The 26,077-nt window shown below is 61.8% G+C and carries 22 protein-coding genes; 12 read left to right on the forward strand and 10 right to left on the reverse strand.

Annotated features, from left to right (window positions below):
• The first annotated feature begins 24 nt into the window (after positions 1-24).
• From N4T19_RS01355 to N4T19_RS01395, 9 genes are all read left to right on the forward strand, one after another.
• The gene (locus N4T19_RS01355; protein WP_182345385.1) at positions 25-1,191 is read left to right on the forward strand and encodes a mandelate racemase/muconate lactonizing enzyme family protein; all 1,167 of its coding nucleotides are present in this window, start codon (positions 25-27) and stop codon (positions 1,189-1,191) included.
• 445 nt (positions 1,192-1,636) lie between these two features.
• Positions 1,637-2,860 (forward strand): ABC transporter substrate-binding protein, encoded by a 1,224-nt coding sequence (locus tag N4T19_RS01360; RefSeq protein ID WP_260719240.1) that lies wholly within the window; start codon positions 1,637-1,639, stop codon positions 2,858-2,860.
• Positions 2,860-3,702, forward strand: coding sequence for an SDR family NAD(P)-dependent oxidoreductase (locus N4T19_RS01365; RefSeq protein WP_260719241.1), 843 nt, complete (start codon positions 2,860-2,862; stop codon positions 3,700-3,702). Before N4T19_RS01360 ends, N4T19_RS01365 begins: the two co-directional genes overlap by 1 nt.
• A gap of 52 nt (positions 3,703-3,754) precedes the next feature.
• Positions 3,755-4,738, forward strand: a complete 984-nt coding sequence (locus N4T19_RS01370; protein ID WP_260719242.1) for a Bug family tripartite tricarboxylate transporter substrate binding protein — start codon at positions 3,755-3,757, stop codon at positions 4,736-4,738.
• 63 nt (positions 4,739-4,801) lie between these two features.
• Positions 4,802-5,980 carry an acyl-CoA dehydrogenase family protein gene (locus N4T19_RS01375; RefSeq protein ID WP_260719243.1) on the forward strand — a complete coding sequence of 393 codons (1,179 nt, stop codon included), beginning with the start codon at positions 4,802-4,804 and terminating at the stop codon, positions 5,978-5,980.
• Between the two features lie 3 nt (positions 5,981-5,983).
• Positions 5,984-7,150, forward strand: coding sequence for an acyl-CoA dehydrogenase family protein (locus N4T19_RS01380; RefSeq protein ID WP_260719244.1), 1,167 nt, complete (start codon positions 5,984-5,986; stop codon positions 7,148-7,150).
• 11 nt (positions 7,151-7,161) lie between these two features.
• On the forward strand, positions 7,162-9,288 hold the full coding sequence (locus N4T19_RS01385; protein WP_260719245.1) for an acetate--CoA ligase family protein: 2,127 nt from the start codon (positions 7,162-7,164) through the stop codon (positions 9,286-9,288).
• A complete protein-coding gene (locus tag N4T19_RS01390) occupies positions 9,285-9,860 on the forward strand; it encodes a nuclear transport factor 2 family protein (RefSeq protein WP_260719246.1) in 576 nt (191 codons plus the stop codon). The genes N4T19_RS01385 and N4T19_RS01390 overlap by 4 nt, the downstream gene beginning before the upstream one ends.
• A gap of 216 nt (positions 9,861-10,076) precedes the next feature.
• Positions 10,077-11,270, forward strand: a complete 1,194-nt coding sequence (locus tag N4T19_RS01395) for a porin (protein ID WP_182345392.1) — start codon at positions 10,077-10,079, stop codon at positions 11,268-11,270.
• 65 nt (positions 11,271-11,335) lie between these two features.
• On the opposite strand, the gene N4T19_RS01400 is transcribed toward N4T19_RS01395, so the two are convergent.
• Together N4T19_RS01400 and N4T19_RS01405 are read right to left on the reverse strand one after the other, a co-directional pair.
• The gene (locus tag N4T19_RS01400; protein WP_260719247.1) at positions 11,336-11,983 is read right to left on the reverse strand and encodes a TetR/AcrR family transcriptional regulator; all 648 of its coding nucleotides are present in this window, start codon (positions 11,981-11,983) and stop codon (positions 11,336-11,338) included.
• 344 nt (positions 11,984-12,327) lie between these two features.
• On the reverse strand, positions 12,328-13,101 hold the full coding sequence (locus tag N4T19_RS01405) for an enoyl-CoA hydratase/isomerase family protein (protein WP_260719248.1): 774 nt from the start codon (positions 13,099-13,101) through the stop codon (positions 12,328-12,330).
• Between the two features lie 747 nt (positions 13,102-13,848).
• Between N4T19_RS01405 and N4T19_RS01410 the strand changes: the two genes are divergently transcribed.
• Genes N4T19_RS01410 through N4T19_RS01420 form a run of 3 tightly spaced genes read left to right on the forward strand, consistent with a single transcriptional unit; the run spans position 13,849 to position 17,643 of the window.
• Positions 13,849-15,147, forward strand: a complete 1,299-nt coding sequence (locus N4T19_RS01410) for a DUF4297 domain-containing protein (RefSeq protein ID WP_260719249.1) — start codon at positions 13,849-13,851, stop codon at positions 15,145-15,147.
• Positions 15,137-15,691 carry a hypothetical protein gene (locus tag N4T19_RS01415; RefSeq protein ID WP_260719250.1) on the forward strand — a complete coding sequence of 185 codons (555 nt, stop codon included), beginning with the start codon at positions 15,137-15,139 and terminating at the stop codon, positions 15,689-15,691. Before N4T19_RS01410 ends, N4T19_RS01415 begins: the two co-directional genes overlap by 11 nt.
• On the forward strand, positions 15,688-17,643 hold the full coding sequence (locus N4T19_RS01420) for a hypothetical protein (protein ID WP_260719251.1): 1,956 nt from the start codon (positions 15,688-15,690) through the stop codon (positions 17,641-17,643). The genes N4T19_RS01415 and N4T19_RS01420 overlap by 4 nt, the downstream gene beginning before the upstream one ends.
• Before the next feature lie 262 nt (positions 17,644-17,905).
• Here N4T19_RS01420 and N4T19_RS01425 read toward each other — a convergent pair whose 3' ends face one another.
• From N4T19_RS01425 to N4T19_RS01460, 8 genes are all read right to left on the reverse strand, one after another.
• Positions 17,906-18,982 (reverse strand): phosphomethylpyrimidine synthase ThiC, encoded by a 1,077-nt coding sequence (locus N4T19_RS01425; RefSeq protein ID WP_260719252.1) that lies wholly within the window; start codon positions 18,980-18,982, stop codon positions 17,906-17,908.
• Positions 18,979-20,361, reverse strand: a complete 1,383-nt coding sequence (locus N4T19_RS01430) for an SIR2 family protein (RefSeq protein WP_260719253.1) — start codon at positions 20,359-20,361, stop codon at positions 18,979-18,981. The genes N4T19_RS01425 and N4T19_RS01430 overlap by 4 nt, the downstream gene beginning before the upstream one ends.
• A 543-nt stretch (positions 20,362-20,904) precedes the next feature.
• Entirely contained in the window at positions 20,905-21,801 is an 897-nt protein-coding gene (locus tag N4T19_RS01435) for an SDR family NAD(P)-dependent oxidoreductase (protein WP_260719254.1), read from the reverse strand.
• Between the two features lie 2 nt (positions 21,802-21,803).
• Complete coding sequence (locus N4T19_RS01440; RefSeq protein WP_260719255.1) at positions 21,804-22,817, reverse strand: branched-chain amino acid ABC transporter permease; 1,014 nt, start codon at positions 22,815-22,817, stop codon at positions 21,804-21,806.
• Positions 22,818-22,881: 64 nt separating this feature from the next.
• Positions 22,882-23,763: a branched-chain amino acid ABC transporter permease gene (locus N4T19_RS01445; RefSeq protein ID WP_021028133.1), complete on the reverse strand. Its 882-nt coding sequence runs from the start codon at positions 23,761-23,763 to the stop codon at positions 22,882-22,884.
• Between the two features lie 17 nt (positions 23,764-23,780).
• On the reverse strand, positions 23,781-24,521 hold the full coding sequence (locus tag N4T19_RS01450; protein ID WP_260719256.1) for an ABC transporter ATP-binding protein: 741 nt from the start codon (positions 24,519-24,521) through the stop codon (positions 23,781-23,783).
• Complete coding sequence (locus tag N4T19_RS01455) at positions 24,514-25,287, reverse strand: ABC transporter ATP-binding protein (RefSeq protein WP_116925133.1); 774 nt, start codon at positions 25,285-25,287, stop codon at positions 24,514-24,516. The genes N4T19_RS01450 and N4T19_RS01455 overlap by 8 nt, the downstream gene beginning before the upstream one ends.
• A gap of 14 nt (positions 25,288-25,301) precedes the next feature.
• On the reverse strand, positions 25,302-26,054 hold the full coding sequence (locus N4T19_RS01460; protein ID WP_116925134.1) for an SDR family NAD(P)-dependent oxidoreductase: 753 nt from the start codon (positions 26,052-26,054) through the stop codon (positions 25,302-25,304).
• Positions 26,055-26,077 lie beyond the last annotated feature (23 nt).

Raw genomic sequence — 26,077 nt, forward strand, 5'->3', positions numbered from 1 at the left:
ACATTTTCACAACCGATGACCACCATGAAGATCGTCAACATCCTCGAATCCACCCGTCCCATCAAGTCGGACATCCGCAACGCCTACATCGACTTCTCCAAGATGACCTTGAGCCTGGTGGCCGTGGTCACCGATGTCATCCGCGATGGCAAGCCCGTCATTGGCTACGGCTTCAATTCCAACGGCCGCTACGGGCAGGGCGCGCTGATGCGCGACCGCTTTATCCCGCGCGTGCTCGAAGCCCAGCCCGGCAGCCTGCTGGACGAGACCGGCGAGAACCTGGACCCGCACAAGGTCTGGGCCCGCATGATGATCAATGAAAAGCCCGGCGGCCATGGCGAGCGCTCGGTGGCGGTCGGCACCATCGACATGGCCGTCTGGGATGCCACGGCCAAGATCGCCGGCAAGCCCTTGTTTCAGCTGCTGGCTGAGCGCTATGGCAATGGCACAGCCAACCCGCGCGTGTTTGTCTATGCCGCCGGCGGCTACTACTACCCCGGCAAGGGCCTGGAGGCACTTCAGCGCGAAATGGAAAGCTACCTGGCGCGCGGCTACTCGGTGGTCAAGATGAAGATTGGCGGCGCTACCCTGGCCGAGGACTGCGAGCGCATTGAATCGGTGCTGAAAATCCTGGGCCCGGGCCAGCAATTGGCGGTGGATGCCAATGGCCGCTTTGACCTGCAGACCGCCATCGACTACGGCAAGGCGCTGTCGCAGTACCCGCTGTTCTGGTACGAAGAGGCCGGTGATCCGCTGGACTACGAGCTGCAGGCCAAGCTGGGCGAAGTCTACAAAGGCCCCATGGCCACGGGCGAGAACCTGTTCTCGATGCAGGATGCCCGCAACCTGATCCGCCACGGCGGCATGCACAAGGACCGCGACTGGCTGCAGTTTGACTGCGCGCTGAGCTATGGCTTGGTGGAATACCTGCGCACCTTGGACATGCTCAAGGAATACGGCTGGTCGCCCAGCCGCTGCATTCCCCACGGCGGCCACCAGATGTCGCTGGCCATCGCCGCAGGCCTGGGCCTGGGCGGCAACGAGAGCTACCCGGACCTGTTCCAGCCCTATGGCGGCTTCCCTGATGGCGTGAAGGTGGACAACGGCTATGTCACGCTGCCAGCGCTGCCAGGCATCGGCTTTGAAGGCAAGTCCGACCTGATTGCGGAGATGCGGGCCCTGGCTTCCTGACCCGGTCTGGCCACAAGCGCTTGGGAATAGGGCGCTTGCAGCTGTTGTTGTGAGAATCGGCAAGTGGTCGCGCCAGGCGACGCTTGTCACGGCCTCCCCCAGCGGCGCCTTATAGGCGCCTTTGCGCCTCTGCTTGTCCAAAGCCGAGGCGTTTTCTTTTGGGCCATGCTTGCTTTGGCGTGCGCAACTACCGCTGAGAGCAGGGCAACTCCGGCATTGTCTCAGGCCTTTCACGTCAGCCAGCACAGCCGGTGCATCGGTCTCCGAAGCCACATCCACCCAGGCAAAACACACGTCTCCCAGCGACCAAGGGTTAGCACTGAAAGCCTTTCAAGCTTTTGTTTGTACTATTTACCTGTCGGCAGGTATGTAGTCCAACGCCAAGATCTGGACGGCCGGCCAAAGACACGGTTCATCGCAAAAAAGAGCTGATCAAGGAGACAACGTGAAATCTGTACGCCCGCATGCATTGCTTTTGTCGTTATTGGCGGCCATGGCCGCGCCGTCCGCTGCCTGGGCCCAGGTCAGTGATGACGTGGTCCGCATCGGTGTGATGGGGGACCAGACGGGGCCTTACTCGGGCAATGGCGGTCCCGGCCATGCGCTGGCCGTCAAGATGGCGGTCGAGGACTTTGGTGGCAAGGTGCTGGGCAAGCCCATCGAGGTGGTGGTGGCCGACGACCAGAACAAGCCCGACATCGGCCTGAGCATCACCCGCCGCTGGCTGGATGTGGAGAAGTTCGACACGATCGTCGGCAACTCTGCCTCGTCGATTGCGCTGACGGTGGCCCAGCTGATGAAGGAGCGCAGCAAGCCCTATCTGATCGCAGGCACCACGACGGCCGACCTGACCAACAAGGCCTGCTCGCCGATGAATTTCAACTTTGTCGCCGACTCCTACGCGATGCCCAAGGCAGGGGTGAAGGCGCTGATGAAGCAGGGCGTCAAGAGCTTCTACTTCATCGCGGTGGACTATGCCTTTGGCCAGGCCTACCTGGACGAGGCCACGCGCTTTATCAAAGAAGGCGGCGGCAAGGTGACCGGGGTCACGCGCCATCCGCTGGGCACGGCCGATTTCTCGTCCTACCTGCTGCAGGCGCAGGCCAGCGGTGCCGAGGCGATTGTCATCATCAACGCCGGGCTGGACCTGTCCAACGCGCTCAAGCAAGCGGCCGAGTACCGCATTGCCCGCGGTGGCCAGAAGGTGGCGGTGTTTGGCATGACGATCAACAGCGTCACCGCCATGGGCCTGGATGTGGCCCAGGGTCTGCAGCTGGCGCTGCCCTTCTACTGGGACCAGAACGACGAGACCCGGGCCTGGTCCAAGCGCTTCATGGCGCGCTACAACAACGGCGCGCCCACCTATTTGATGGCCGGCGCCTACAGCGCCACCACGCACTACCTGCAGGCGGTGCAGGCCGCTGGCACCGACGAGGGCAAGGCCGTGGCGGCCAAGATCCGCGAGCTGCCGGTCAACGACTTCTTCTCCAAGCAGGTCAAGGTGCGGGCCGATGGCCAGGTGCTGCGCCCGCTCTATGCGGTGCAGGTCAAGACCCCGGCGGAGTCCAAGGCCAAGTTCGACTACTACAAGATCATCGGCACCATTGCGCCTGAAGAGGCCTGGCGCCCGGCCTCCGAAAGCGCCTGCGACCTGCTCAAGGGGCAGTGATGGGCCGCACTCTCGTCACCGGTGCCGCACGCGGCATTGGCCGCGCCATTGCGCTGCGCCTGGCCCAAGACGCCCATGACCAAGGCGACGACCAAGCCGGCCCAGCGCAGCTGACCCTGCTGGACCAGCATGCGGCCGAGCTCGATGCGCTAGCCGCCGAGCTGCAAGCGCTGGGCGCCCAGGTCCAGGTGCTGGCGGGTGATCTGTCGGGGCTGGACTTTGCCGCCCAGGCGGTGGCCGCTGCCGTACAGCACTGGGGCGGGCTCGATGGCCTGGTCAGCAATGCGGGCGCGGCTTTTCCCGGGGCCTTGAGCGATTACCCGGTGGCCGACTGGGACCGGACCTTTGCGCTCAATGCGCGGGCGCCCTTGCTGCTGGCCCAGGCGGCGCTGGCGCCCCTGCGCGCCAGTGGCGGCAGCATCGTGGTCATCACCTCGGTATCGGCCAGCCATGCCACGCCACCACTGGGCGCCTACAGCGCCAGCAAGGCAGCAGCGCTGATGCTGGTGCGCCAGCTGGCGACCGAGTGGGGGCCGCTGGGTGTGCGCATCAATGCGCTCTCGCCCGGCTTGATCGCCACGCCCGGTACCGCGCTGGCCTATGCGGATCCGGCAGCTAAGGCTCAGCGCGAGCAGCGCGTACCGCTGCGCCGCATTGGTGAGCCGGGTGACATAGCCGGTGCCGTCAGCTTCTTGCTGAGCGATGCGGCTGCGTACGTCAACGGCGCCGAGCTGGTGGTCGATGGCGGGCTGGCCCACACGATGATGGCCTCGCTGCCGCAAAAAGCCTGGCAGGACCAGGCGGCGCTAAGCCGCTTGTCCCAGGCCGTTGCCGCGCGTTAGGCGACTGCTGACCAGCCCATAGCAACAACGCATTTTGTGATGGAGACCTGCCGTGTCTATCTCTCAAAAATTCAAGCGGGCCGCCACCTGGGGCGTGTTCATCGGCGCCTGGGCCGGGGCCGTGGTGCAGGCGGCGGAGTTCCCTGACAAGCAGGTCACCATCGTCGTGCCCTATGCGGCCGGCGGCTTTACCGACCAGGTGGCCCGCGCCATTGCGCCGGTGCTGGCCGAGAAATGGGGCAAGCCCGTGGTGATCGACAACCGCCCCGGCGGCGGCACCACCATTGGCACCGCCCTGGTCGCCCGCGCCCCTGCCGATGGCCACACCCTGCTGCTGAGCAGCCTGGGCTACTTGACCAACCCGCTGATGATGCCCCGCCTGCCCTATGACCCGCAGGACCTCAAGCCGCTGATGATGGTGTCCGAGTCGCCCAGCGTGCTCTATGTGGGCAAGCAGGTGCCCGCCAACAACCTGGCCGAGTTCGCCAGCTATATGCGCGCCAACGATGGCAAGGTGGCCTTCGCCTCATCAGGCGTCGGCTCCAGCCCGCATATCTGTGCCGAGATGCTGGCCTCGGCCGTCGGCGCGCACATCATCCACGCGCCCTACCGGGGCAATGCCCCGGCCTTGAATGCGTTGATGGCCGGCGAGGTAGCGGCCTTGCTGGATGCGCCCAGTTCGGTGAGCTACGTGCAGGCCGGGCGCATGAAGGTGCTGGGCGTTGCCAGCGACAAGCCCGTGCGCAGCGCACTGCCGCTGACTCCGTTCTCCCAGTCGTCCGCGCCTGAGCTCAAGCCCTACAGCTGCAGCAGCTTCTTTGGCTTCTTCATGCCTGCCAAGGTGCCCGCAGCACTGCAGCAGCGCATCTACCGCGATCTGCGCGCGGTGGTGGAAGTGCCCACGGTAGCCGAGGGCGTGACCCGCCCCGGCGGCGAGCTGCACCTGCTGGGCCCCGAAGACTTCACCGCCTACCTGGATGCCCAGCGCCCGCGCTGGGCCGCCGTGATCCGAGAAAAGCACATTACCCAGGAATGAGGGCCAGGGGCACCCAGCCCTTGCCCGCCCCTTGTCGTTTGATTTGACCTTGAACCCGGAAACATGACAGCAACCACCGATCCCTATGCCGATTTTCGACAAACCCTGCGCGACTTTGCGCAGCAGCATTGCCCGCCCGCGCTAAAAGCCAAGGTCCGCGCCAACGAGAAGCTGGGCCGCGCCGAGATGAGCGAGTGGGCCAAGATCCTGCAGCGCAAGGGCTGGAGCGCCCCCAACTGGCCGATCGAATGGGGCGGCACCGGCTGGGACATGCAGCAGCGCTATTTGTTTGAAGAAGTGATGGCGCAGGAAGACTGCCCGCCGCTCTACCACCATGGCATCGGCCATATCGGCCCGGTGATCATGCACTTTGGCACGCCTGCGCAAAAGGAGCGCTACCTGCCGCGCATTGTGGACGGCAGCGAATGGTGGTGCCAGGGCTATTCCGAGCCCGGCGCCGGCTCCGACCTGGCCTCGCTGCGCACGGCGGCGGTGCGCGATGGCGATGACTATGTCATCAACGGCCAGAAGATCTGGACCTCCCACGCGCAGGAGGCCGACATGATGTACACCCTGGTGCGCACCTCCAAGGAGGGCAAGAAGCAGGCCGGCATCTCCTTGCTGCTGGTGCCGATTGATGCGCCCGGCATTGAAGTGCGCCCCATCCCGACGATTGACCACTGGCACCATGTCAACGAGGTGTTCTTGCGCGATGTGCGCGTGCCCGTGGCCAACCTGATTGGCGAGGAGGGCGGCGGATGGGCCTGCGCCAAGTTCCTGCTCGACCGCGAGCGCCTGTCGCCCGCGACCGTGCCGCGCCTGGTGCGCCTGCTGGAACAAATCGAGCAGCCGCTGCGCGAGCGCGGCCGCAGCCAACAAGGTGCCAGCCAGCACATGCTGCTGGAGCGTTTGTTCCTGGCCCAAGCGGCCGTGGCCGGCGCCAAGGAGATGCTGATCAGCGCCATCGACGAAGAGATGCAGGGCACGCTGGCCTCGTCCAAATCCTCGGCGCTCAAGCTGTTCTGCTCCGACCTGGCCCAGCAGATCATCGGCATCGCCTTTGACATGAGCCCCGACTACGCGGCGCGCCTGATTCCGAGCCTGCCCGAGAGCAGCCCGGCTGATGTGGAGCTCAAGCGCGAGCTGATCCACACCTACCTTTTCTACCGCTCGCGCACCCTGGCCGGCGGTACCAGCGAAGTACAAAAAAACGTGATTGCACGCGATATCTTTGGAGCCTGACCCATGCCTTTTCAAGCCTCTCCCATGTTTCCGGGCGATCTGTACGACACGACGTTACGGGTGGCAGCCAATGCTGTGGCGGCCGATGCACAGGCGGTCAATGCCACGCTGGCCGAAGCCCAGCCCTCCGACCAGGCCAGCGGCAGCTGGCAGCAGTTTCTGGAGCTCGGCTGGCAAGCCGTGCTGGTGCCCGAGGCCAGTGGCGGCGCGGGCTCAACCTTTGCCGATGTGGCGTCCATCGCAGAGGCCGCTGGCCGCTATGGCCTGACCACGCCGCTGGTCGCACGCTGCGCGGTGGTACCAGCGGTGCTGGGCGCCATCCCCGGCCGTGACGATGTGACCCAGATGCTGGGGCTGCTTGCTGCCGGCGAAGTCTCCATCGCCCCCGTATTTGCGCATGACGGCAGCTGCAGCCTGACGGCGATGGTCGATGCCGAAGGCGTGCAACTGCAGGGCAGCCTGCGCGGCATTGACCTGAGCGAGCCGGCCAGCCATCTGCTGTTCCTGGCCCGCAGTGCTGCCGGCGAGGCCTTGCTGCTGCTGGCCAGCCGCGATCAATTAGGCGGCAGCCTGCAAAGCTGGGCTGGCCATGACAGCCGGCTGACGGCCGACCTGGCCCTGAAGGCCACGCGCCTGCCCGCCAGCGCCGTGCTGCAACGCGGCCGGGCGGCCGTGGCTGCTGCCGAGCGCGCCAATACCGTGGGCGCGCTGGTCTGCTGCGCGCAGATCGTCGGCGCCATTGGCGCGATGGTCGAGCAGACCATCGAGTACCTGAACACGCGCCAGCAGTTCGGCGTGCAGCTTGCCACCTTCCAGGCACTGCGCCACCGCACGGTGGACATGTATGTGGCCTATGAGAGCGTGCGCGGCATGGTGCGCGAGCGTGTCGTGGCCTTTGACCTGGGGGATGGCGATGCGCATGCGGTGGCACTGCTCAAGCACTACCTGTCGATCGCGGCCCGCCAGGTGGGCGAGTCGGCGATCCAGCTGCATGGCGGCATCGGCATGTCGCGCGAGCTGCCTGCCGCCCGCCTGGCCATGCATGCGATTGGCTGCAGCCTGCAGTGGGGCGACCGCTACGAGCAGCTCGACAGCCTGGCAGCAGACATGGCCGCCGAGATCGCTGCTGAAGTGGCCGCTGAATCCGCCCCCACCGCCGCCCGCGCCTAAGAGAACCCGCCATGAGCCCAACATCTTCGTCCCTCGACGCCTTGTTCCACCCGCGCTCGGTGGCGCTGGTCGGCGCCTCGTCTGACCCCGAGCGCATTGGCGGCCGCCCACTGCGCTTCATGCTCGAAGCCGGCTTTGCCGCGCCCATCTACCCGGTCAACCGCAGCGGCGCGCTGATCCAGGGCCTTCAGTCCTACCAAAAGGTGTCCGATATCCCGTTCCCGGTCGACCAGGCCATCATCTGCGTGCCGGTGGCTGGGGTGGAAGAGGCCGTGCGTGATGCCATTGCCAAGGGCGTCAAGGCCATCCAGGTGATGACCGCCGGCTTTGCCGAGATTGACGCGGCTGGCCGCGCGCTGCAGGACCGCATTGTCGGCCTGTGCCGCGCTGCAGGTGTGCGCATGCTGGGCCCCAACTCGCTGGGCCTGCTGAATGTGCCGGCGCGCTTTTTCTCGACCTTCTCCACCTTTCTCAATGGCGCCCAGCCCCAGCCGGGCTCCATCTCGCTGGCCACGCAAAGCGGCGCCTTTGGCTCGGCCGCCTATGGTCTGGCCACCTTGCGCGGCCTGGGCTTCAGCAAGATCATCGCCACCGGCAACGAGGCCGATGTCGATGTGGCCGAGAGCATCGACTACCTGGCAGGCGACCCCGACACGCGCATCATCTGCGCGGCGGTCGAATCCTGCCGCGACGGCAACCGCCTGCGCCGCGCCTTGCTCAAGGCGGCCCGCGCCGGCAAGCCGGTGCTGATCATGAAGGTGGGGCGCACCGAGCTGGGTGCCGCCGCTGCCTCCACCCACACCGGCTCGCTGGCCGGCAACGACAAGGTCTACGACACGGTGTTCCGCGAATGCGGCGCGCTGCGGCCCGAGTCCATCGAGGAGATGCTGGACATCGCCTACCTCTATACCGTCAGCGGCGTGCTGCCGGCCAATGACGAGCTCGGTGTCTTCACCGGCTCAGGCGGCATCGGCGTGCTGATGGCCGACGAGGCGGGCGCGCAGGGCATGGAGTTGCCGCCCTTGCCCGCCCCCGCGCGCGAAGCCACCTTGGCGCTGCTGCCTTTTGCGGTGGCCGCCAACCCGCTGGACATGACGGCCCAGGTCACTTCGGTGGCCAGTGGCACCGCGCGCACCCTGGCTGTGATGCTGGAGCACACGCGCTATGGCGCGGTGCTGGGCTACCTGGCGCATGTGGGCCTGTCGCCCGAGCGCTTTGCCAGCACCCAGCAAGAGATTGCCGCACTGGCCGCGCAGCACCGCGAGCGCCTCACCATCCTGGTGATGCTGGCCTTGCCCCAGGTGCGCAGCGCGCTGGAAAAGCAGGGCGTGGCCGTGTTTGAGGACCCGACCCGCGCTGTGCGCGCCGTTGCCGGCCTGGCCAAGATACGCCAACGCTGGCAGGCGCTGTACCAGTTGCCCGATGCCGCACAGACTGGCGCGCCCGCGTTGGCGCTGGACGATGTGCATACCGAAAGCGGCGCCAAGCGCGCGCTGGCGGCCGCCGGCCTGCCGGTGCCGCCCGAGCACCTGTGCAGCAGTGCCGCGCAGGCGGCCGCTGCCGCAGCGCAGGTGGGTTTCCCGGTGGTGGCCAAGATCGTCTCGCCCGACATTGCGCACAAGACCGAAGTGGGCGGCGTCCTGCTCAACCTGCAGGATGCCGCTGCCGTCGAACGCGCCTTTGGCACCTTGATGGACCGCGCCCGCACAGCGCGGCCCGATGCCCGGCTGGAGGGCGTGCTGATCGCCCCGATGCTCAGTGGCGGCGTGGAGGTGATCCTGGGCCTGCACCGCGACCCGACCTTTGGCCAGATGGTCATGTATGGCAGCGGCGGCACGGCGGTGGAGCTGTTCCAGGATGTGGCGCTGGCCTCGGCACCACTCACGGCAGCACGCGCCCAGGCGCTGGTCGATGCCGTGCGCTCCAGCCAGCTGCTGCGCCGCTGGCGCGGTGGCCCGCAGTATGACGAGGCCGCGCTGGTGCAGGCGCTGTGCCGGTTGTCGGAGTTTGCGATGCAGCATGCTGACAGCATCCAGAGCGTGGACATCAACCCGCTGATGGTGCGCACCCAGGGCGCCATGTGCCTGGATGCGGTGATCGAGCTGCGCGCGCAGACGCAGCAGGGGGCACAGCCATGAGCAGCGAAGCCAGGCTGACCCAGCTGGAGGCGCGGCTCCAGGCGCTCTGCGACCGCGAGGCGATCCGCGAAGCACTCTACTCCTACTGCCGGGGCATTGACCGGGGCGACGAAGCCGCCCTGCGCGCCGCCTACTGGCCCGATGCCACCGACCGCCATGGCGCCTACCAGGGCAGTGCGGAAGGCTTTATCCAGGCGGCGCTGCCCCAGCTGGCCAAGGGGCGCTACATCCACAACATCGCCAACCTGTCGATCCAGCTGAATGGCGATGCCGCTGCGGTGGAGGCGTATTTCTTGGCCTACCAGACGGACAGCGATGCCGCTGGCGCGCCGCGCGCCACCTTTTTGTGCGGCCGCTATGTCGATCTGTTCACCTGCCGCGCCACGGCCACCGCCGAGCGCGAATGGCGGGTGGCCAAGCGCGTGGTGGTTTACGACTGGCAGGACATCTGGGCCGCGCCCACGCAGGACGAAGCCACGCGCTTTGGCCGGCGCCTGCCCATGGGCGCCAGGGCGCCTGACGACCCCTGGTACGCGTTGATGCGCGAGGTGGCCATGCCCGCTAGCCCATAGCCGCGCCGCTCACCGCGCTCCATCTGGCGGATCGTGTCCGCCCCTTCTGCCCCTGCGCTTGACTGCAGGGACTCCCTTTCTCACTGCGCTGCCTAGCACTGCATAGCGCGGTGGGGATCTGCTCGGTCTAAAAAAAAGAGCAAAGCGTTTTCACCGTGGTCGTGCATGGGGCCAGGCCCGACCACGTCTTTCCAAAACTACACCAGGAGACAAACCATGAAAGCCAACAAGCCCAGACTTCATCCGCTGCTCGCAGCACTCATCGCCTCTGCAGCGGCCGGGGGGGCGGCGGCACAAACCGCGCAGACCCAGGAGCTCAAGCAGATCACGTCACCAGCCGGGGGGCTGGCCTCGGGCGGCAGCAGCTCGGTACAGGTCTATGGCCTGATCGACAGCAGCGTGGCCAGCGTATCGATGCAAGGCCAGCGCGCCACCAAGCTGGAGAGCGGCCACATGATGGGCTCGCGCCTGGGCTTCAAGGGCAGCGAGGACCTGGGCGGCGGCCTGCGGGCCAACTTCCAGCTGGAGATGGGCATCAACACCTCCAACGGCGCGCAGCAGCAAAACCAGGGCTTTGGCGCCAAGGCCTTTGGCCGGGGCTCGCTGATCAGCCTGACCGGTAACTTTGGCGAGCTGCGCATGGGCCGTACCTTGGCATCGCTGCCGACCGAGGTGCAGGCCGTGGGTGACCCCTTTGGCCTGGGCGGTGGCGGCAACCTGCAGGGCATCCAGCCCTCGCCCGGCCGGCAGAACAACAACATCCTCTACCAAAGCCCGTCGATCGGCGGCTTTATCGGCAAGGCGGCCTATACCATCAGCGAGTACACGCGCCAGAGCATTGACATCGAGCACCGTGCCCACCAGTACACCCTGGCGCTGTTCTACAAGAACGATGCCTGGAGCGCAGCCGTATCGGCCACGCGCATGACCAACCCCACCGATGGCTCGGCGACGCGCTATTTCAACTCGGCATTGGCCTATGACTTCAAGGCCTTCAAGCTGTTTGGCTCGTTTGCCACCTTCAAGAACCCCGGCGCCGCGATCACGCCCACGGTGAACACCGGCTTGGACAACAGTGGCCAGCTCGCCGGCTTCCCCTCCGTGGGCTACTACGAAGGCCAGGATGACCGCAGCTTCTCGATCGGCGCCTCGGTCAAGCTCGGCCCAGGCACCTTGCTGCTCAATGCCATCGACCTGAACGACACTGGCCCATTGAACCGCGATGCGCGCCAGTACGGCGTGGCCTACCTGTACCCGATGTCCAAGCGCACCACCTTGTACACGGACTACGGCTATGTGAAGAACAAGAACGGCGCCGGCTACACCTTGACCGGTGCGGTGACCGCGGCCGGCTTTACCAACAACGGCAACAGCAATGCCTACCGGGTGGGCATCATCCACAGCTTCTGACGGCTGTCCAAAGCAACAAGGCCCAGGCGTTTGCAGCGCCTGGGCCTTGTTGATGGGTACTAGCTTTAGCGTGTTGGATTGCTGGCCAGCAGCCCTTGGAAAATCATGTCAATGTACTGCTGCACCACCTGGCGGGCGCTGAGCCGCCCGGTGGGTGAGTGCCAGCGGGGCAGCTGGTTGAGTACGGCCAGCAGCATGCGGCTGGCAATGGTGGGGTCCACCTTCTGGAACACCTCGCTGTCCACTGCCTGCTTGATCGCGTCGCGCAGCAGTTTCTCGTACTGGTCGCGCAGGGCCAGGTTCTCGGTGCGAGGCTTGGCATTGTCGCCAAACCAGAACATGTTGGAGCCGGCGATCCAGGAGTCGCGGTTGCGGTCCATGTAGTCGGCCGAGGACAGCATGAACTCGCGCACCTTACCCTCGGGGCTCGCCACCTTGCCCATGGCCGTAGACACGTAGTTGACAAGGGTGCGCATGCCATCGACGAGGATGCTTTCGTAGAGCGCATCCTTGTTGGGGAAGTGGTAGTAGAGCGCCGCCTTGGTGATCTGGGCTTCGTCGGCAATGTCGCGCAGCGAGGTACCGTCAAAGCCCTTGCTGGCAAACAGCCGGACCGCTATCTCTATCAGTTGCTCTTTCCGGTCTTCCACACGCATGCGCGTGCTGCTGCCTTCTTCGGGGGCGTCGGAGGGTTTCGTCGTGTTTTTTTGCATAGTCACCAAAATTTGTTTGCCCTGATATCGGCCGGTAGACGACCGATCCGCATCCGTAGGCTTGTGGCTTCTGGGCGGTGGCACCATCATAGTTCAACGAAAATCATCCATCCATCGGGCCCCGCCTGATGCTTTCTTGCGGCCGTTAAGGCTGCGCTGGCCGGGTGTGGCAGCCCTGGGCCAGCTGCAGTGATCGATGATTCTCGGCACGTGTGAGTGAGTTCCGCTCACAGGGCCCCAGCCAATACGAGGTCTGCGATGGAGGCTCGCCGCCCCCAACAAGGCTTGGCGCAGCTGGCGAGGCAAAGACCCATCAGGGTTGAGTAAGCGGCTATTAGCAGATCTCAGCGGCCCTTGTAGACCGGCTCGCGCTTTTCCAAAAACGCCTGCTGCGCCTCGCGCGTGTCTTCCGTCTTGGACAGCGCCACGGTGTTGCCTTGCTCGTAGCGGTAGGCATCGCGGGTGGGCATCAGCAAAGTCATGCGCGCGGCTTCCTTGGCCAGGCGCAAGGCGATAGGGCTCTTGGAGGCAATCTCGCGCGCCATCTCCATCGCATAGGGCATCAGCTGGTCGGCGGGCAGGCAGGCTTCGATCAGGCCCAGGCGGTACATCTCTTGCGCCGACACCTTCATGCCGGTAAAGAACATGCGGCGTGCGCGCGATTGGCTGAAATAGCGCTGCAAAAAGGTCACACCCCCAGCCAGGCCCACATTGATTTCGGGCATCGAGAAGTAGGCGTCTTCCGAGGCCACCCAGATGTCCGAAGCCATCACCAGCCCAAAGCCAGCCCCCAGCGCCGGCCCGTTGATCGCCGCAATGATGGGCTTGGAGCATTCCATGATCGCGTTGTTCGACTCGCGCACCAGGCGGTTGTGGCGGCCATAGGCACCCGGCTCACCTGCCAGGTTGGGGCGTTCACGAATGTCGGCACCGGCCGAGAACACCTTGCCCGTGCCTGTGAGCACTATGCAGGCCACATCGTCGCGGTCAGACAGCTCGTCAAACAGCTCCATGATCTCGTTGCGGAACTCCTTGTTCTGCGCGTTGACGGGAGGGCGGTTGAGGGTGACAACGGCAATCTTGTCCTTGATGTCGATGATGAGCGTGTTGTAGGCCATGCAGGGTCTCCTGGTTGAATACTAGTAATTTACCGGTCGGCAAGTAAATATTAGCGAATAACGGCGGAGGGCTCAAGCGGGTTGCTACGGGGGAGGGGTGGGGGTGTCGCTCAGGTGATTGGGGGGCGGGGGAAGGGGCCGTTCCTGGGCGAAGCCTAGATATTTGGATCTGGGTGTTTGGAGAGAGTCAACTTCCTCGCGCCAGAGCTCGAATTTGTGAATGAGCGTTTAGAGGTATCAAGGAATGCGCATCCCTCGTTGGCCCGCTAGTGTGGGCAGCTGGTTTGATGTTCTAAGTCCATTTGTACGGCCAAAAGCGGCCCTGTAAGTAATGGCTGCTAGAGGCAGCTTCAGGCTGATTGCACTCATTCAATTCAGATAGGCCAATCCCTGCTTATTAACCGAGCAGTCATTGAGCTGATGCTTTTTTAGTAGATTGCATATGATTTGCAACCAGTCTAGGAAATTCACCACAAGTAGTGCAAGCAAGGTCCCTCATCCTCTGCAAGGTGTGCCTCGTCACGAAACGTCGCACGAGGGGTGAAACATATGCCGAACGCTTTTGACCGCATTGCGCCTATTGATCCCTTCGGGTAACCCACACTCCATCGCCAAATCTGATACATTTTGTAGCAATGGACTTGTGTTTTGCGGGAGGCTTGCGGTGTCTATGGGATACCGAAGCTGGGTTGCTTCAAGTCTTTAGGCTTAAGACTCTTGGTTGGCAAACGTATGGGAGGGGAACCGATGGTCAGAAAGAAAAATCAACCAGTGCCACTCGGACTACCCGAGCAGGCCAATGGGCTTGCAACGGCACCATCAGATCGGGGGGATGAGACACAGGAGCGATTTCGTTACCAATGGGCCATCGGCGTGTGGCTACTCGCGCAGAGCCTAACGGGCGAACGTTCAATCCGCGCGCTTTGGTGTGAGCATCATGAGGATTACCTGCTTGAGTTGTCGACTGGCCGCTATGTGGCGGTCCAAGTCAAAACAGATAGCCGGGAGAATGCGGAATGGCGCTGGAGCGATAGTGCGCTGGTTGACTCAATCGCACGGTTCTGTGTTTTAGAGACGATGCATGGTGATGTCATCGACAGCTATGAGTTCGTCTCCAACGCTGCGCCTTACGTTCCGGGACCCACGGCGAAGCGGGCTGATTCTATTGCGGCGAGTCCTGCGCGCCTCATCCAATGCTGTTGCCAAGCCTCAACGTATTTAGATGTACCAGAACCATACAACGTAGTGTTCGTCCGACTTGTCGGCAAGACCGGTGGCAATGCCGCAGTGCTCTTCCAGGTGCTGCGTAAGCTCAAGTTTGCACATGGGCCGGTACTTCGTGGCTACGACGATACTTTCGCGGCATCTATCATTCCTAAGCTGCCCGGCTGCGCCACGCTGGCCACGGTTGCGTGCTGTCGTCTGAGGGACGAGCTGATAGGGCTTGTCCAAGCTGCCTGCAGATTGCGAGTGGATGGGATAGATGGTGCTGTCGTGTATCTGGCTACGAACGGGCGACCCGATGCAGCCATCCGAGGAAAATGCATAACTCCGGAGTCGGCGGCCGAGTTGCTTGCACGGGTTCGGCAGCCAGCCTTCCGGTATGTTAATAGCGGCACAGGAATAGACATGGGTGCCACTGTAGGCCGAACGGATGTACTCAATCGGAAGATGCGCAATGCCTATCTCGGTACTCAGTTTGAGCCGTTACGCATGCGTATGGATGCTGCAGACCAGCGTTTAATGGAACGGGCGTTGCTCGAGCCAGATGGTTTTGATGCCATCGCGAACCAGCTCGTCAGCACCGTGCTGGTCGAGTGCAAGGACGCGGAAGCAATGGCTTTTGACCATGCCGATGAGAAAACACGTGGCCTTGCGATTTACAAGCGAATCCTGCATAGGATGGACGACCTTGCGAAGGAGGAGCCAGAGCGTGTGTGTCGCGAGCCGAAAGACACGCTGTTGGGCATCGCAGGCATGCTGTCCGGTGAATGCAAGTTTGCATGGGGTACTTCGCTAGACGATGGAGGGCAAGATGGCACTTGAGTTAGCTCGTGCACTCGCCGCGACTGAGCGAGACGACAACTTCCATATTGCGCGGTTGCTGCTGCTGATGGTGGCGCACTCGGGTGACAAAAGTCGCCCGGTAGAGGGTTTAACCAAGCTCGCAAAGCTGGACTTTCTGCTGCGCTATCCAAACTGCCTTGAGCGAGCGTTGAAGTTCGCAGGAAAAGACCCAACCAAGGCAGGTGTAGCCGAGTTCGAGCGGACCACTATCGAAAGCAAAATGATCCGATTCCGATATGGCCCGTGGGACCATAGGTATCGCCGGTGGGTGGCTTTAATGGCGTCACGCGGGCTAGTTGCCGTAGACGTCAAGGGTAAGACAGTTCAGCTTTGGCCTACGCATGAAGGGCAAGCCGTGGCTACCGTACTTGCAGACCAAGAATCACTGGAAGACCTCGCTAATCGGGCGAGGCTTGTAGCGAAGAGCTTCGGAAATCGCAGCGGAACAGATTTGAAGAACTTCATGTATGCCACGTTCCCAGAATTGACAGACATGAAGTGGGGGGAGGAAATCACGATATGAGGCTCAGACTAAAGAAACTCCACCTGGGCCTGCGCAAGTCGATTGAGAGAATTGACTTGCAGGGCACCGTCTACTTTTACGGACCAATCGGATCGGGAAAATCCAGCATTGGGCGACTTATTGACTATTGTCTTGGCGGCAGCTATGCGTGGACGCCCGCGTTACAGGCGGAGATGGTCTCGGCGGCCCTGGAACTGTCGGTAAACGACGCACCCCTCACTCTGCATCGAGACAAGGACTCGAATCAAATCATTGCAGCATGGCAAGAGAACGACGAAACCTTGCAGGTACTCATTCCAGCGAAGACGGGCACCCACGAGGTACTGCCGAGCCTAGGCATAGTGGTGTTGTCGGACTTGCTTTTCTATTTGGCGAGGGAGGAGCCCCCCTATGTGCGTCGCCGCAAGGGGAGGCCCGATGAACGACTTGAGCGTCTAAGCTTCCGGGATTTATTCCGGTACTGCTATCTCGACCAGTCAGGGATGGACAATGAGTTTTTCAGGCTAGCCTCGGAAAACTCTGCGATACGAGCGAAAAGTGTTGATGCCTTGCGATACATCTTAGGCTACCGCACTGAACAAGTCGCCGAGCTGGAGTTTCAACTTCAGGAGGTCCGTGATCGCCGCTTGGCCTTACTGTCTGGCGCTCAAGCCCTCGCCATAGCACTGATAGACGCTGGATTGGATGATATCGATGCCTACGATCTCAAGATTGAATCGATGAAGGCTGAGCTCGACCAGGCACGTATGGCTGCGGAAATGGCAAGGCAGCAACGTTCTCCGGCGCCTCACGCAACAGAGCAACTGCGCGAACAGGCGCGATGCCTAGCCCATGAGCAAATTGCTTTAGAGCAGGCGGCATCAGATATCGACCTCCGTATTGTGGAGCTTGAACGCCACACCAATGAGCTTCAAATGCTGTCGGTTCGCTTCCAGCGCACTGCTTCCGCACGAATGGTTCTTGGAGGGGTTGACTTCTCGTCGTGTCCTCGTTGCACTCAGACCCTTCCGGCCCGTAATGCGGAACTCTGTTTGGTTTGCGGACAGCCGGACCACATTACCGAAGCAGTTGGGGCGCTAGATGAAGCTGTCCTCAACGAGGACTTGCGCGCGCGGCTCGCCGAGCTTAGAGAAACGCTAGTCCGCACGCGCGCGCAAAAACGTGCGGTGCTCCTTCGCGCCGAGGAGATTGCATCCGCGCGAAGTGCTGCGGACCACGCGCTAGACATCAGACTGAAGGAGTACGACTCAGCATTTCTATCACAAGCATTGCAGCACGAGCGCGCCTTGACCACTTTGGAGCAGCGACTCGACGCAATGCTGAGATATCGAAAGTTGCCTGATGTGCTGCAGGAGCAGCGGAATCAAGCAGAAGCTTTGCAGATTGACGAGGCCGAAATACGTGCGGCACTTGAAACGGCAAAAAAATGGGCATTCAGCGACAGAAAGAACATTCAGCTTCTCGGTGAACTATTCCTCGATTGTTTGGTGCGGGCGAAGTTCCCCGATGTCCGGTCCACCTATCGCGTAGAGATAGACCCCTCCACGTTTTATCCACGTATTCCCCTAGGGTCTGATGACGCCCTAGTGGTGCTTTCGTTCGACAACGCTGGCAGCGGAGGAATGATGGCTCTTTTCAAGACCTGTTATGCACTGGCACTGCATCGTGTCTGTGCATCCTCAGGCATGTCGCGATTGCCATCTCTGCTAATTATCGACACACCAACCAAGAATGTGAGTTCTGTCGAGAATCCAGAGGTGATTGCCTCGTTCTACCGACTAATCTATGAACTTGCAGCCGGGGAGTTGGCAGAAACGCAGTTCGTCATCATTGACAACGAGTTCAGCGCTGTACCTGAAGACGTCCAACTTCCGATGCGCATCCGACATCTCGTCAAAGGTGATCCGAATAATCCGCCACTTATTCCGTATCTGGAAGGTAATTTCTCATAACTTTGAGTTGTTAATTCTGGGTCGTGCTGTCAGACCACCGACTGTTGCTTCGATGAAGGATAATCCTCCGAGCAGTCATTTAGTTGATGACTTTTCAGCGACCTGCTTATTGCCCGAAAGCTGTCTAGGAATATCTTTTCAATTTGATCCGACGTTCCTATTTGCACACATTGTCGCGCTCACGCTCCTAAACCTTTGGTCTGATGGCTGGGTTCAAGATATCGAAGGTAATCCCATCATTCACGCAGTCGAAAGTAATGAGTCAAAGAGGGCATGCGTTTGCACAACGATCACAACCACCGCTACGCTTGCCTATTACACAAGTTCTCCCATTCGAACGAGCATTCGCCACAGCCTGATCTGGTTCATCGTCATCTAGTTGATCCAAGTCGATGATTCGAGCTGCAACACGCGCCGCAGCAACTGCCTCAATGGTGGACTCGATGCTGGGTATCCCTCCCGTGTGTTCCTCACGAGTGACTGCTGCGAGAATGTGAGCACACCCTTCCAAACCAAGAAGTGCAGCACCGATCGCGCTAGAGATATGATCCTGGCCTATGGCAGTGTCCGTTGGAATCGGGCCTAAAGGCATTATTGGCACGCCAGAGGCGCGCAACACGACTGCGAGTCTCTTTATGTCTTTTGGTCGTGCATGGCCAGGTGATTCGATGATTACACCGACGCCCTGAGTTCGGATATCACGCGCTAGTTCCGCTTGTGCGCTAATCTCAGCTACTTGGGCGGCATCGCAGGAATCAAAGATGTTCGCGGATCGGTAAGACGCTCCCAAGCTCAACACGGTGCTGTTCCGCTTAGCATGAGCTATTAATTGGGGAAGAATCTTGATATATGCATTCTCTTCCTTCCATCCTCGGTACTCCGCGTCTGCGATGATCAAACCACCTCCGCGTGACGTACAGGGAACAAGGCGTCCTGCCGCCAGTTCTTGAATCTCTCTGCTCGGGGTTGGATGAATTGTGAGCAAACCCACCCCACCTTCCATCTGTTCGATGGCCACATCAAGCAGTTCGCTAGGATCTAGCAATCCTTGACGAGACCGTGATACTGTGTAGACAGGCAAACAAGCTGCCGCTGCTCGTGTCTCCCGCACAACTCGCTGCCACAGTGGTGGTTCATTGTTAGGAGAGATGATGCTCAAATCGCTAATGATCTCTGGCCCATCAATCAGATCTGTAAGAGATTGTATTTTCCGAGTTTGCTCTTCAATCTGCCTTGGATGACTTGCACCAACAAGAGCCATTACTAAAGTTGGGCATCTATCTCCTGCGCTAAATGAACGAAATGGGGATCGAATATGAACAGTGCGATTTTCACTCATGAATAAAGCATTTTCATTAAGCACTCGACAACATCTTCAGGTGACACATAACCTTCTCGCGCCTTCCTAGCATAGTCGGGGTCTAATGCTTCGAGGGGCTGACTGATCACAGGGTCCTCCAATAGTCGAGTGGGCAGACCATCTGGACTCTCAGGAACAGGGATAATCCGGCATCCGACATCCTTCGCAAGCTTTACCTCAGCTTCCGTACCCATTCGACCATCGTACACAACCACTACTTGTGCTGATCGTAGCAGAGGCGAACGCCACTCCCGAAGTACAGAGAGAAGTGTCATGTCATTGGATAAGCTGGGGTTAGCCGCATATGGGTTCGAGAAAAGTCGCAAGCGGGGAAGGATGTCGATTCGCTTGTGAAGGCAAGTCTCCATATAAGCTGATGTAACCTCCCTCCCCGTACCGGAGGATTGACCATCAAGCAGGACTAGGCCCTGCTTTTCGGCGAGAAGCTCGCCAAGCCGTCTGGGATGGCTCTCCTTAGTTGCATCATCTCGCTCATGCGACCCGGTAACGAAGACAGTCTGGCCTCTTGAGCGGAGCGAAATCCTTTGCAAGATCTCCTCCAACTCCGTGTATTCATCGATCTGACACGCAGAAATACCTACACGGGATAGGTCACGTAGCCAAAGATTCTGACGAGCCTGCTTCGCTGCAATTTCTTCTGGCCTAGCATCCTTGTCCCTAATGCGCCGTACAACAATGTAGTGTTGGCGCAGTGCTTGTTTACCCAACCTGCGCGCCTCGACAACAATGTTACGGATATTACTGTCCCCATATCCGTATCCGAGAAACAGGAACTGTCGGTCTATCAAATCCTGTCGGAGTCGATGCGCGGTCGCCGGTCTATTCTCAAAAAAATCGTCGTAATCTTCCTGGGTAGCAACTAAATCGTTAGATTCGGACAACTCAATGCAGCCGTGCATTTTTATCACCTCGATATCTTTGTCTCTTCCCCCACGTGAGATGGACTCGTCAGAAGCATGCACGACCACCTTATAGTGGGTACGAAACGTATCCTCAAGCAAAGTGTCATAGTTCGTAGTCCATAGGCATTTGATGTTTGCCTTCGCCAACATAGCATGGTACTTATTGTGCGGAAAGGTCTTCTGCAACACGTCACGAAAGTGAGCAATGAGGGGCCCTCGATTGTTCGTGCTATTGACGATATGCTGCGCAATCAAAGGAAGGTCATCATTGGGGTTCAAGTCGATATCCAGCCGTTTTCTGGCGATATCCCGCAGTAAATCAGCCCATCCTGGCACTCCGGATGGGGTCGATATGCCTGCGCCAACAAATACAGCACCGCGGCCCTCTACCAGAGCCTTTGAGAACTCATTGATAACGTCATTGGGTTGCAGCATGTCAGTCTTCCTAAGTCACGGTTACTTGTGATGGCCTCGTTCTCCTTTGCCTAGACGGTCATAGGTCTACGAGCTCCTGCTCTCTTGAGCACGCGCCATTATCACGTTGGCCTTACCTCAATAAGTTCATATTCTTAGCACAACCGGACGTAGACGGCCACATCTGTTGATAACCAGACCGGTCGTGATCGACCGTTTCTGATCGAAATCAACAATTGAAAATAGGCGGGAATAGTGCCGGCAATAAATACAGCTATCTGGCTGAAACCGGAAATCGGCCTTGCCAACGTGATCGACAGCTATCGCTGCATAGCAGCTCTTTCGCGTCGGAAATCTGGTGGCTATCGGGGTTAAACGCTCCGTTAGTGATTCCCAAATCAAGATTCTAGCGACCAAAACTACACGAAGTGCAAAGTGAGCTGACCAAGGCAAGAGCTTGATTGAATCAAGTTCGCACAGGCGCTCGTTCTAGCACTCCGCCAAGTTCAAAACCGATTGCTGACCGTCACCAACCAAAGCCTTCACCGCACCAAAATCCACCCCCTAGACCGCCACCGTCCCCCCATCCACCGGCAACGTCACCCCATTCACATAACTAGCCAGCCCCGACACCAAAAACACCGCCGGCCCAGCCAGCTCCTGCGGCACCCCAATCCGCCCAGCAGGTGTCCGCTGGATAAAGCCTTGCAGGCGCTGCGGGTTGTTGCGGGTGGCTTCGGTCATGGGGGTGTGGATGACGCCGGGGGCCAGGGCGTTGACGCGGATGCCGTCGCGGCCCAGGTCCAGGGCCAAGGTTTGGGTAGCCATTTTTACGGCGCCTTTGGAGGCGGAGTAGCCCATGGCGTTGCCCTGGGCGATAAAGGCCGCGCCGGAGGCGATGTTGAGGATGCAGCCGCGTGTGGCGCGCAGCGCAGGTAGCCAGGACTGCACCATGTTGTAGAGGCCAAAGACGTTCACATCGATGACCTGGCGCAGGTGGCGCGATGCCTGGGGGTGGTCGATGCCTTCGCGGATCAGCAGGCCGGCGTTGTTGACGAGGGTGTCCACCGGGCCGATGTCGTTGCCGATGCGGGCGGCCAGCGCCTGGCAGGCCTCCAGATCGGTGACGTCGAGCGCAAAGACCCAGCCCTCTGTGCCTGCGGCTTTCACCTGGGCCAGGGTGCCCGCGCAGCGTGCAGTGTCCAGATCCGTCACTATTACTCGGGCACCGGCCTTGGCAAAGCTGATGGCAATGGCCTGGCCGATGCCGCTGGCCGCGCCGGTGATGAGGGCCAGGCGGCCTTGCAGCAAGCCGGGCGTTTCGGGGAAATGGCTGGGGGCTTGGGCTTGGGCTTGGGCTTGGGCAGGGGCTTGGGCAGGGGCAGGGGCAGGGGCAGGGGCAGGGGCAGGGGCAGGGGCAGGGGCAGGGGCTTGCGCGGGTGCGGATGTTGGATCGCTCATGCTTAGGCTCCTTGTCCAGTTTGGCTGCGGCTTTGGCGCTCGGCCTGGTTGTGGGCCTCCAGCTGCGGTGCCGCCTGGCGTGCCTGGCGGGTTTCCAGCCAGGCGTAGAGCTGGCCGATGATGCCCTTGCGGAACAGCATCACGACGACGACAAACACAAGGCCCTGGATGATCAGCACCCACTCGGCCATGGCGACCAGGTAGTTCTGCATGCTGACGATGATGGCAGCGCCGATGACGGGGCCCAGCAAGGTCTGCAGGCCGCCGACGATGCAGATAAGCAGCGCCTCGCCCGAGGTGGTCCAGTTCACATCGTTGAGGGTGGCCAGCTGGAAGGTGATGACCTTGAGCGCACCGGCCAGGCCAGCGAGCGCGGCCGACAGCACAAAGATCACCAGCTTGTAGCGCAGCACCTGGTAGCCCAGCGATTGGGCACGTGCCTCGCTGTCGCGGATGGCGCGCAGCACCTGGCCGAAGGGGGAGTAGACGATGCGGTAGATGAGCCAGAAGGCGGCGGCGACCAAGGTGGCGGCAAAGTAGTACAGGGTGGTGTTGTCGGCCAGCGAGATAAAGCCAAACACCTCCGGCCGGGGCACGTTCTGGATGCCGTCCTCACCGCCGGTAAAGGGCAGGCGCAGCGCGAAGAAGTAGATGACCTGGGAGAAGGCCAAGGTGATCATCGAGAAGTAGATGCCATGGCGGCGGATGGCCAGCAGCCCGGTGACCACGGCCACGGCCATGGCGCAGAGCATGGCCAGCACGATGGCGGCCGAGCCGTCCCAACCCCAGACCTTGATGGCATGCGCGGCGGCATAGCCGGCGGTGCCAAAGAACATGGCGTGGCCAAAGGACAGCAGGCCGGCGTAACCCATCAGCAGGTTGACCGAGGCGGCCAGCAGCGCGTAGCACATCAGCTTGATCAGAAAGACCGGGTAGGCCACCAGCGGCGCCAGCAGCAGGGCCACCAGCGCCAGCACCAGCAAGATGGTGTTGGTGCGTTGTGAGAAGAAATGCATGTTCAATCCTTGGGAAAGACAAGAGCTTGGGTGGAGACCCAGGGGGCAGGGCGGTGCGGGCGCATCAGTGCGCTCTGCCAAACAGGCCGTTGGGGCGCACGGCCAGCACGATGATCATCACGATGAAGATGACCACGCCGGCGCCTTCGGGGTAGATGACGCGCGTGAGGCCCTCGATGGCGCCCAGCGCGAAGCCGGTGATGATCGATCCCATGATCGAGCCCATGCCGCCGATGACGACCACGGCAAAGACGATGATCATCAGGTTGGAGCCCATCAGCGGGCTGACCTGGTAGATGGGTGCGGCCATCACGCCGCTGAAGCCGGCCAGGCCCACGCCCAGCGCATAGGTCAGGGTCAGCATGCGCGGCACATTGATGCCGAAGGTGCGCACCAGGGGCGTGTTCTCGTTGGCGGCGCGCAGGTAGGCGCCCAGCTTGGTTTTTTCGATGAAGTACCAGGTCACCAGGCAGACGGCCAGGCCCGCCAGGATCACCCAGACGCGGTACATCGGCAAAAAGCTCAGGCCCACATCGATGCCGCCTTGCAGCGGGTTGGGGTAGGGCTGGCCGCTGACGCCAAACCACAGCCGGAACGCGCCCTCCATCAGGATGGAGATGCCGAAGGTGAGCAGCAGCGCGTAGACATGGTCCACCGCATAGAGGTGGCGCAGCATGGTGCGCTCCAGCAGGATGCCGAAGGCCGCCACCACCAGCGGCGCCAGGATCAGCGCCCACCAGTAGCTCAGCCCCAGGTAGTGCAGCAGGCCCCAGGCCACAAAGGCGCCTAGCATGTACTGCGCGCCGTGGGCAAAGTTCACCACATGCAGCAGGCCGAAGATGATCGACAGGCCCAGGCTCATCAGCGCATAGAACGAGCCATTGATCAGGCCCACCACGAGCTGGCCGATCAGCGCGGCTGTCGGGATTCCGAAAAGAGTATCCATCGTATTGTCTCCGCCTGTCACAGTCCCAGCAGCGCTTCGATCTCGTCGCGCCGCGTCTCCAGCTCGGCGCGGTGGAAGTGGCTGGCCACGCGCCCTTCCTCGATCACGTAGAAGCGGTCGGCCACCGATGCGGCAAAGCGGAAGTTCTGCTCCACCATCAGCACCGTGTAGCCGCGCGCGCGGATCATCTCCAGCGTCTGGCCGATCTTCTGCACGATGACGGGGGCCAGCCCTTCGGTGGCCTCATCGAGCAGCAGCAGGCGTGCGCCGGTGCGCAGAATGCGGGCAATGGCCAGCATCTGCTGCTCACCGCCCGACAGACGCGTGCCCGGGCTCTTGCGGCGCGCCTGCAGGTTGGGGAAGACCTGGTAGATCTCCTCCACCGTCAGCCCGCCGGGGTGCAGCACGGGCGGCAGCATCAGGTTTTCTTCGGTGCTAAGGCTGGCAAAAATGCCGCGCTCCTCCGGGCAATAGGCCACACCCAGGTGGGCAATGGCCTCGGGCGGCAAGCCTTCGGTGGGTTGGCCCTGGATGCGGATCTGGCCTTCGCGCTTTTTGAGCAGGCCCATGATGGCGCGCAAGGTGGTTGTCTTGCCGGCGCCGTTGCGCCCCAGCAGGCAGACGACCTCGCCTTCGCCGACATGCAGGTCGATGCCGTCGAGCGCCAGGGTTTCGCCATACCAGGCGCTCAGGTTCTGTACCTGCAGCATCTGGCGCGGTGTGGTGTTGTTGTTAACGTTTTGGTTGTTCTCAGGCATGGGCGGCCCCTCCGACATAGGCTTCAATGACCCTGGGGTCGCGCGATACCTCGTCATAGCTGCCTTCGGCCAGCACCTGGCCGGCCTGCAGCACGGTGACGGTCTCGCACAGATGCGATATCACTTTCATGTTGTGCTCCACCATCAGCACGGTGCGCCCCTGCGCCACCTTGCCGATCAGTTCCACCACCGGCCAGATGTCCTCATGGCCCAGGCCCGCCATGGGCTCGTCCAGCAGGATCATCTCCGGCTCCATCGCGATGGTGGTGACCAGCTCCAGCACGCGCTTGCGGCCATAGGGCAGGTCACAGGCCTTGACGTTTTTCCAGCGCGTCAGGCCCACGCTGTCCAGCAGGTCCATCGCACGCTCGTCCAGCGCGCCCAGCACCTTGACCGAGCGCCAGAAGGTGAAGGTGCCACCGGTCTTGCGCTGCAGCGCGATGCGTACGTTCTCCAACACCGTCATGTGGCTGAAGACGGCTGCAATCTGGAACGAGCGCACGAGGCCCAGTGCCGACACGCTGGCCGGGTCGCTGCGCGAGATATCACGCCCGTTGAACAGCACCTGGCCCGAGCTGGGGCGCAAGAAGGTGGTCAGCAGGTTGAAGCAGGTCGTCTTGCCGGCGCCGTTAGGGCCGATCAGCGCATGCACCGAGTGGCGCTTGACTTTCAGGTTCACGTCCTTGACGGCATAGAAGCCGCTGAACTGGCGGCAGAGCTGGCGCGCCTCCAGGATGGGGGCATCGGCCTCGGGGGGAGCAGTCATCGCGGCGCCTCCGATCAGATGAAGGACTGGGTGGCGCCGCCGTCGACCAGCATCGATTCGCCGGTGACAAAGCGGCTGTCGTCCGACGCGAAAAAGCAGGCGGCGCGGGCAATGTCCTGCACCGTGCCCAGGCGGCCCATCGGCGTCTTGGCGATGCGCAGCCGCACTTTTTCTGCATCGACATTGATGCCCACGCCTTCGGTCGGGATGGAGCCAGGGCATACGGAGTTGACGCGGATGCCGCGTGGCCCGAGCTCCGCCGCTGCTGCGCGCGACAGGCCCAGTGCCCCGGCCTTGACGCCGCAGTACACCATGCCCTGGGGCATGCCGATAAAGGCGGCCGCCGAGGCGATGTTGACGATGCTGCCGCCGTCGTCCATGGCTTCCGCTGCCGTCTGGATGCCCCAGACGATGGAGTTGAAGCCGGTGCCCACCATGCGCTGCAGCGCCTCGGGCGTGATGTCGGCAATCGGGCCGTAGCGCACCCAGATGGCGTTGTTGACCAGGATGTCAAAGCGGCCGTAGCGGTGCTTGAGATCGGCAATCGCACTGCTGAAGCTGTCGCGGTCGGCCACATTGCCGCCATAGGCATGGGCGCGGCCACCCTGGGCCACGATGGCTGCGGCCACCTCGGCGGCCTTGTCCTCGGCGCGGTCCAGAATGCCGACGCTGCCGCCCTCGTCCGCGATGGCCTGCACGATGGCGCGGCCGATACCCTGTGCGCCGCCGGTCACGAGTGCGACCTTGCCTGCAAAGCGTTGTGTCATGGTGTTTGTCTCCTGGTCAAAAT

Source organism: Comamonas squillarum (genome assembly GCF_025309455.1).
GTDB classification, from domain to species: Bacteria; Pseudomonadota; Gammaproteobacteria; order Burkholderiales; family Burkholderiaceae_C; genus Comamonas; species Comamonas squillarum.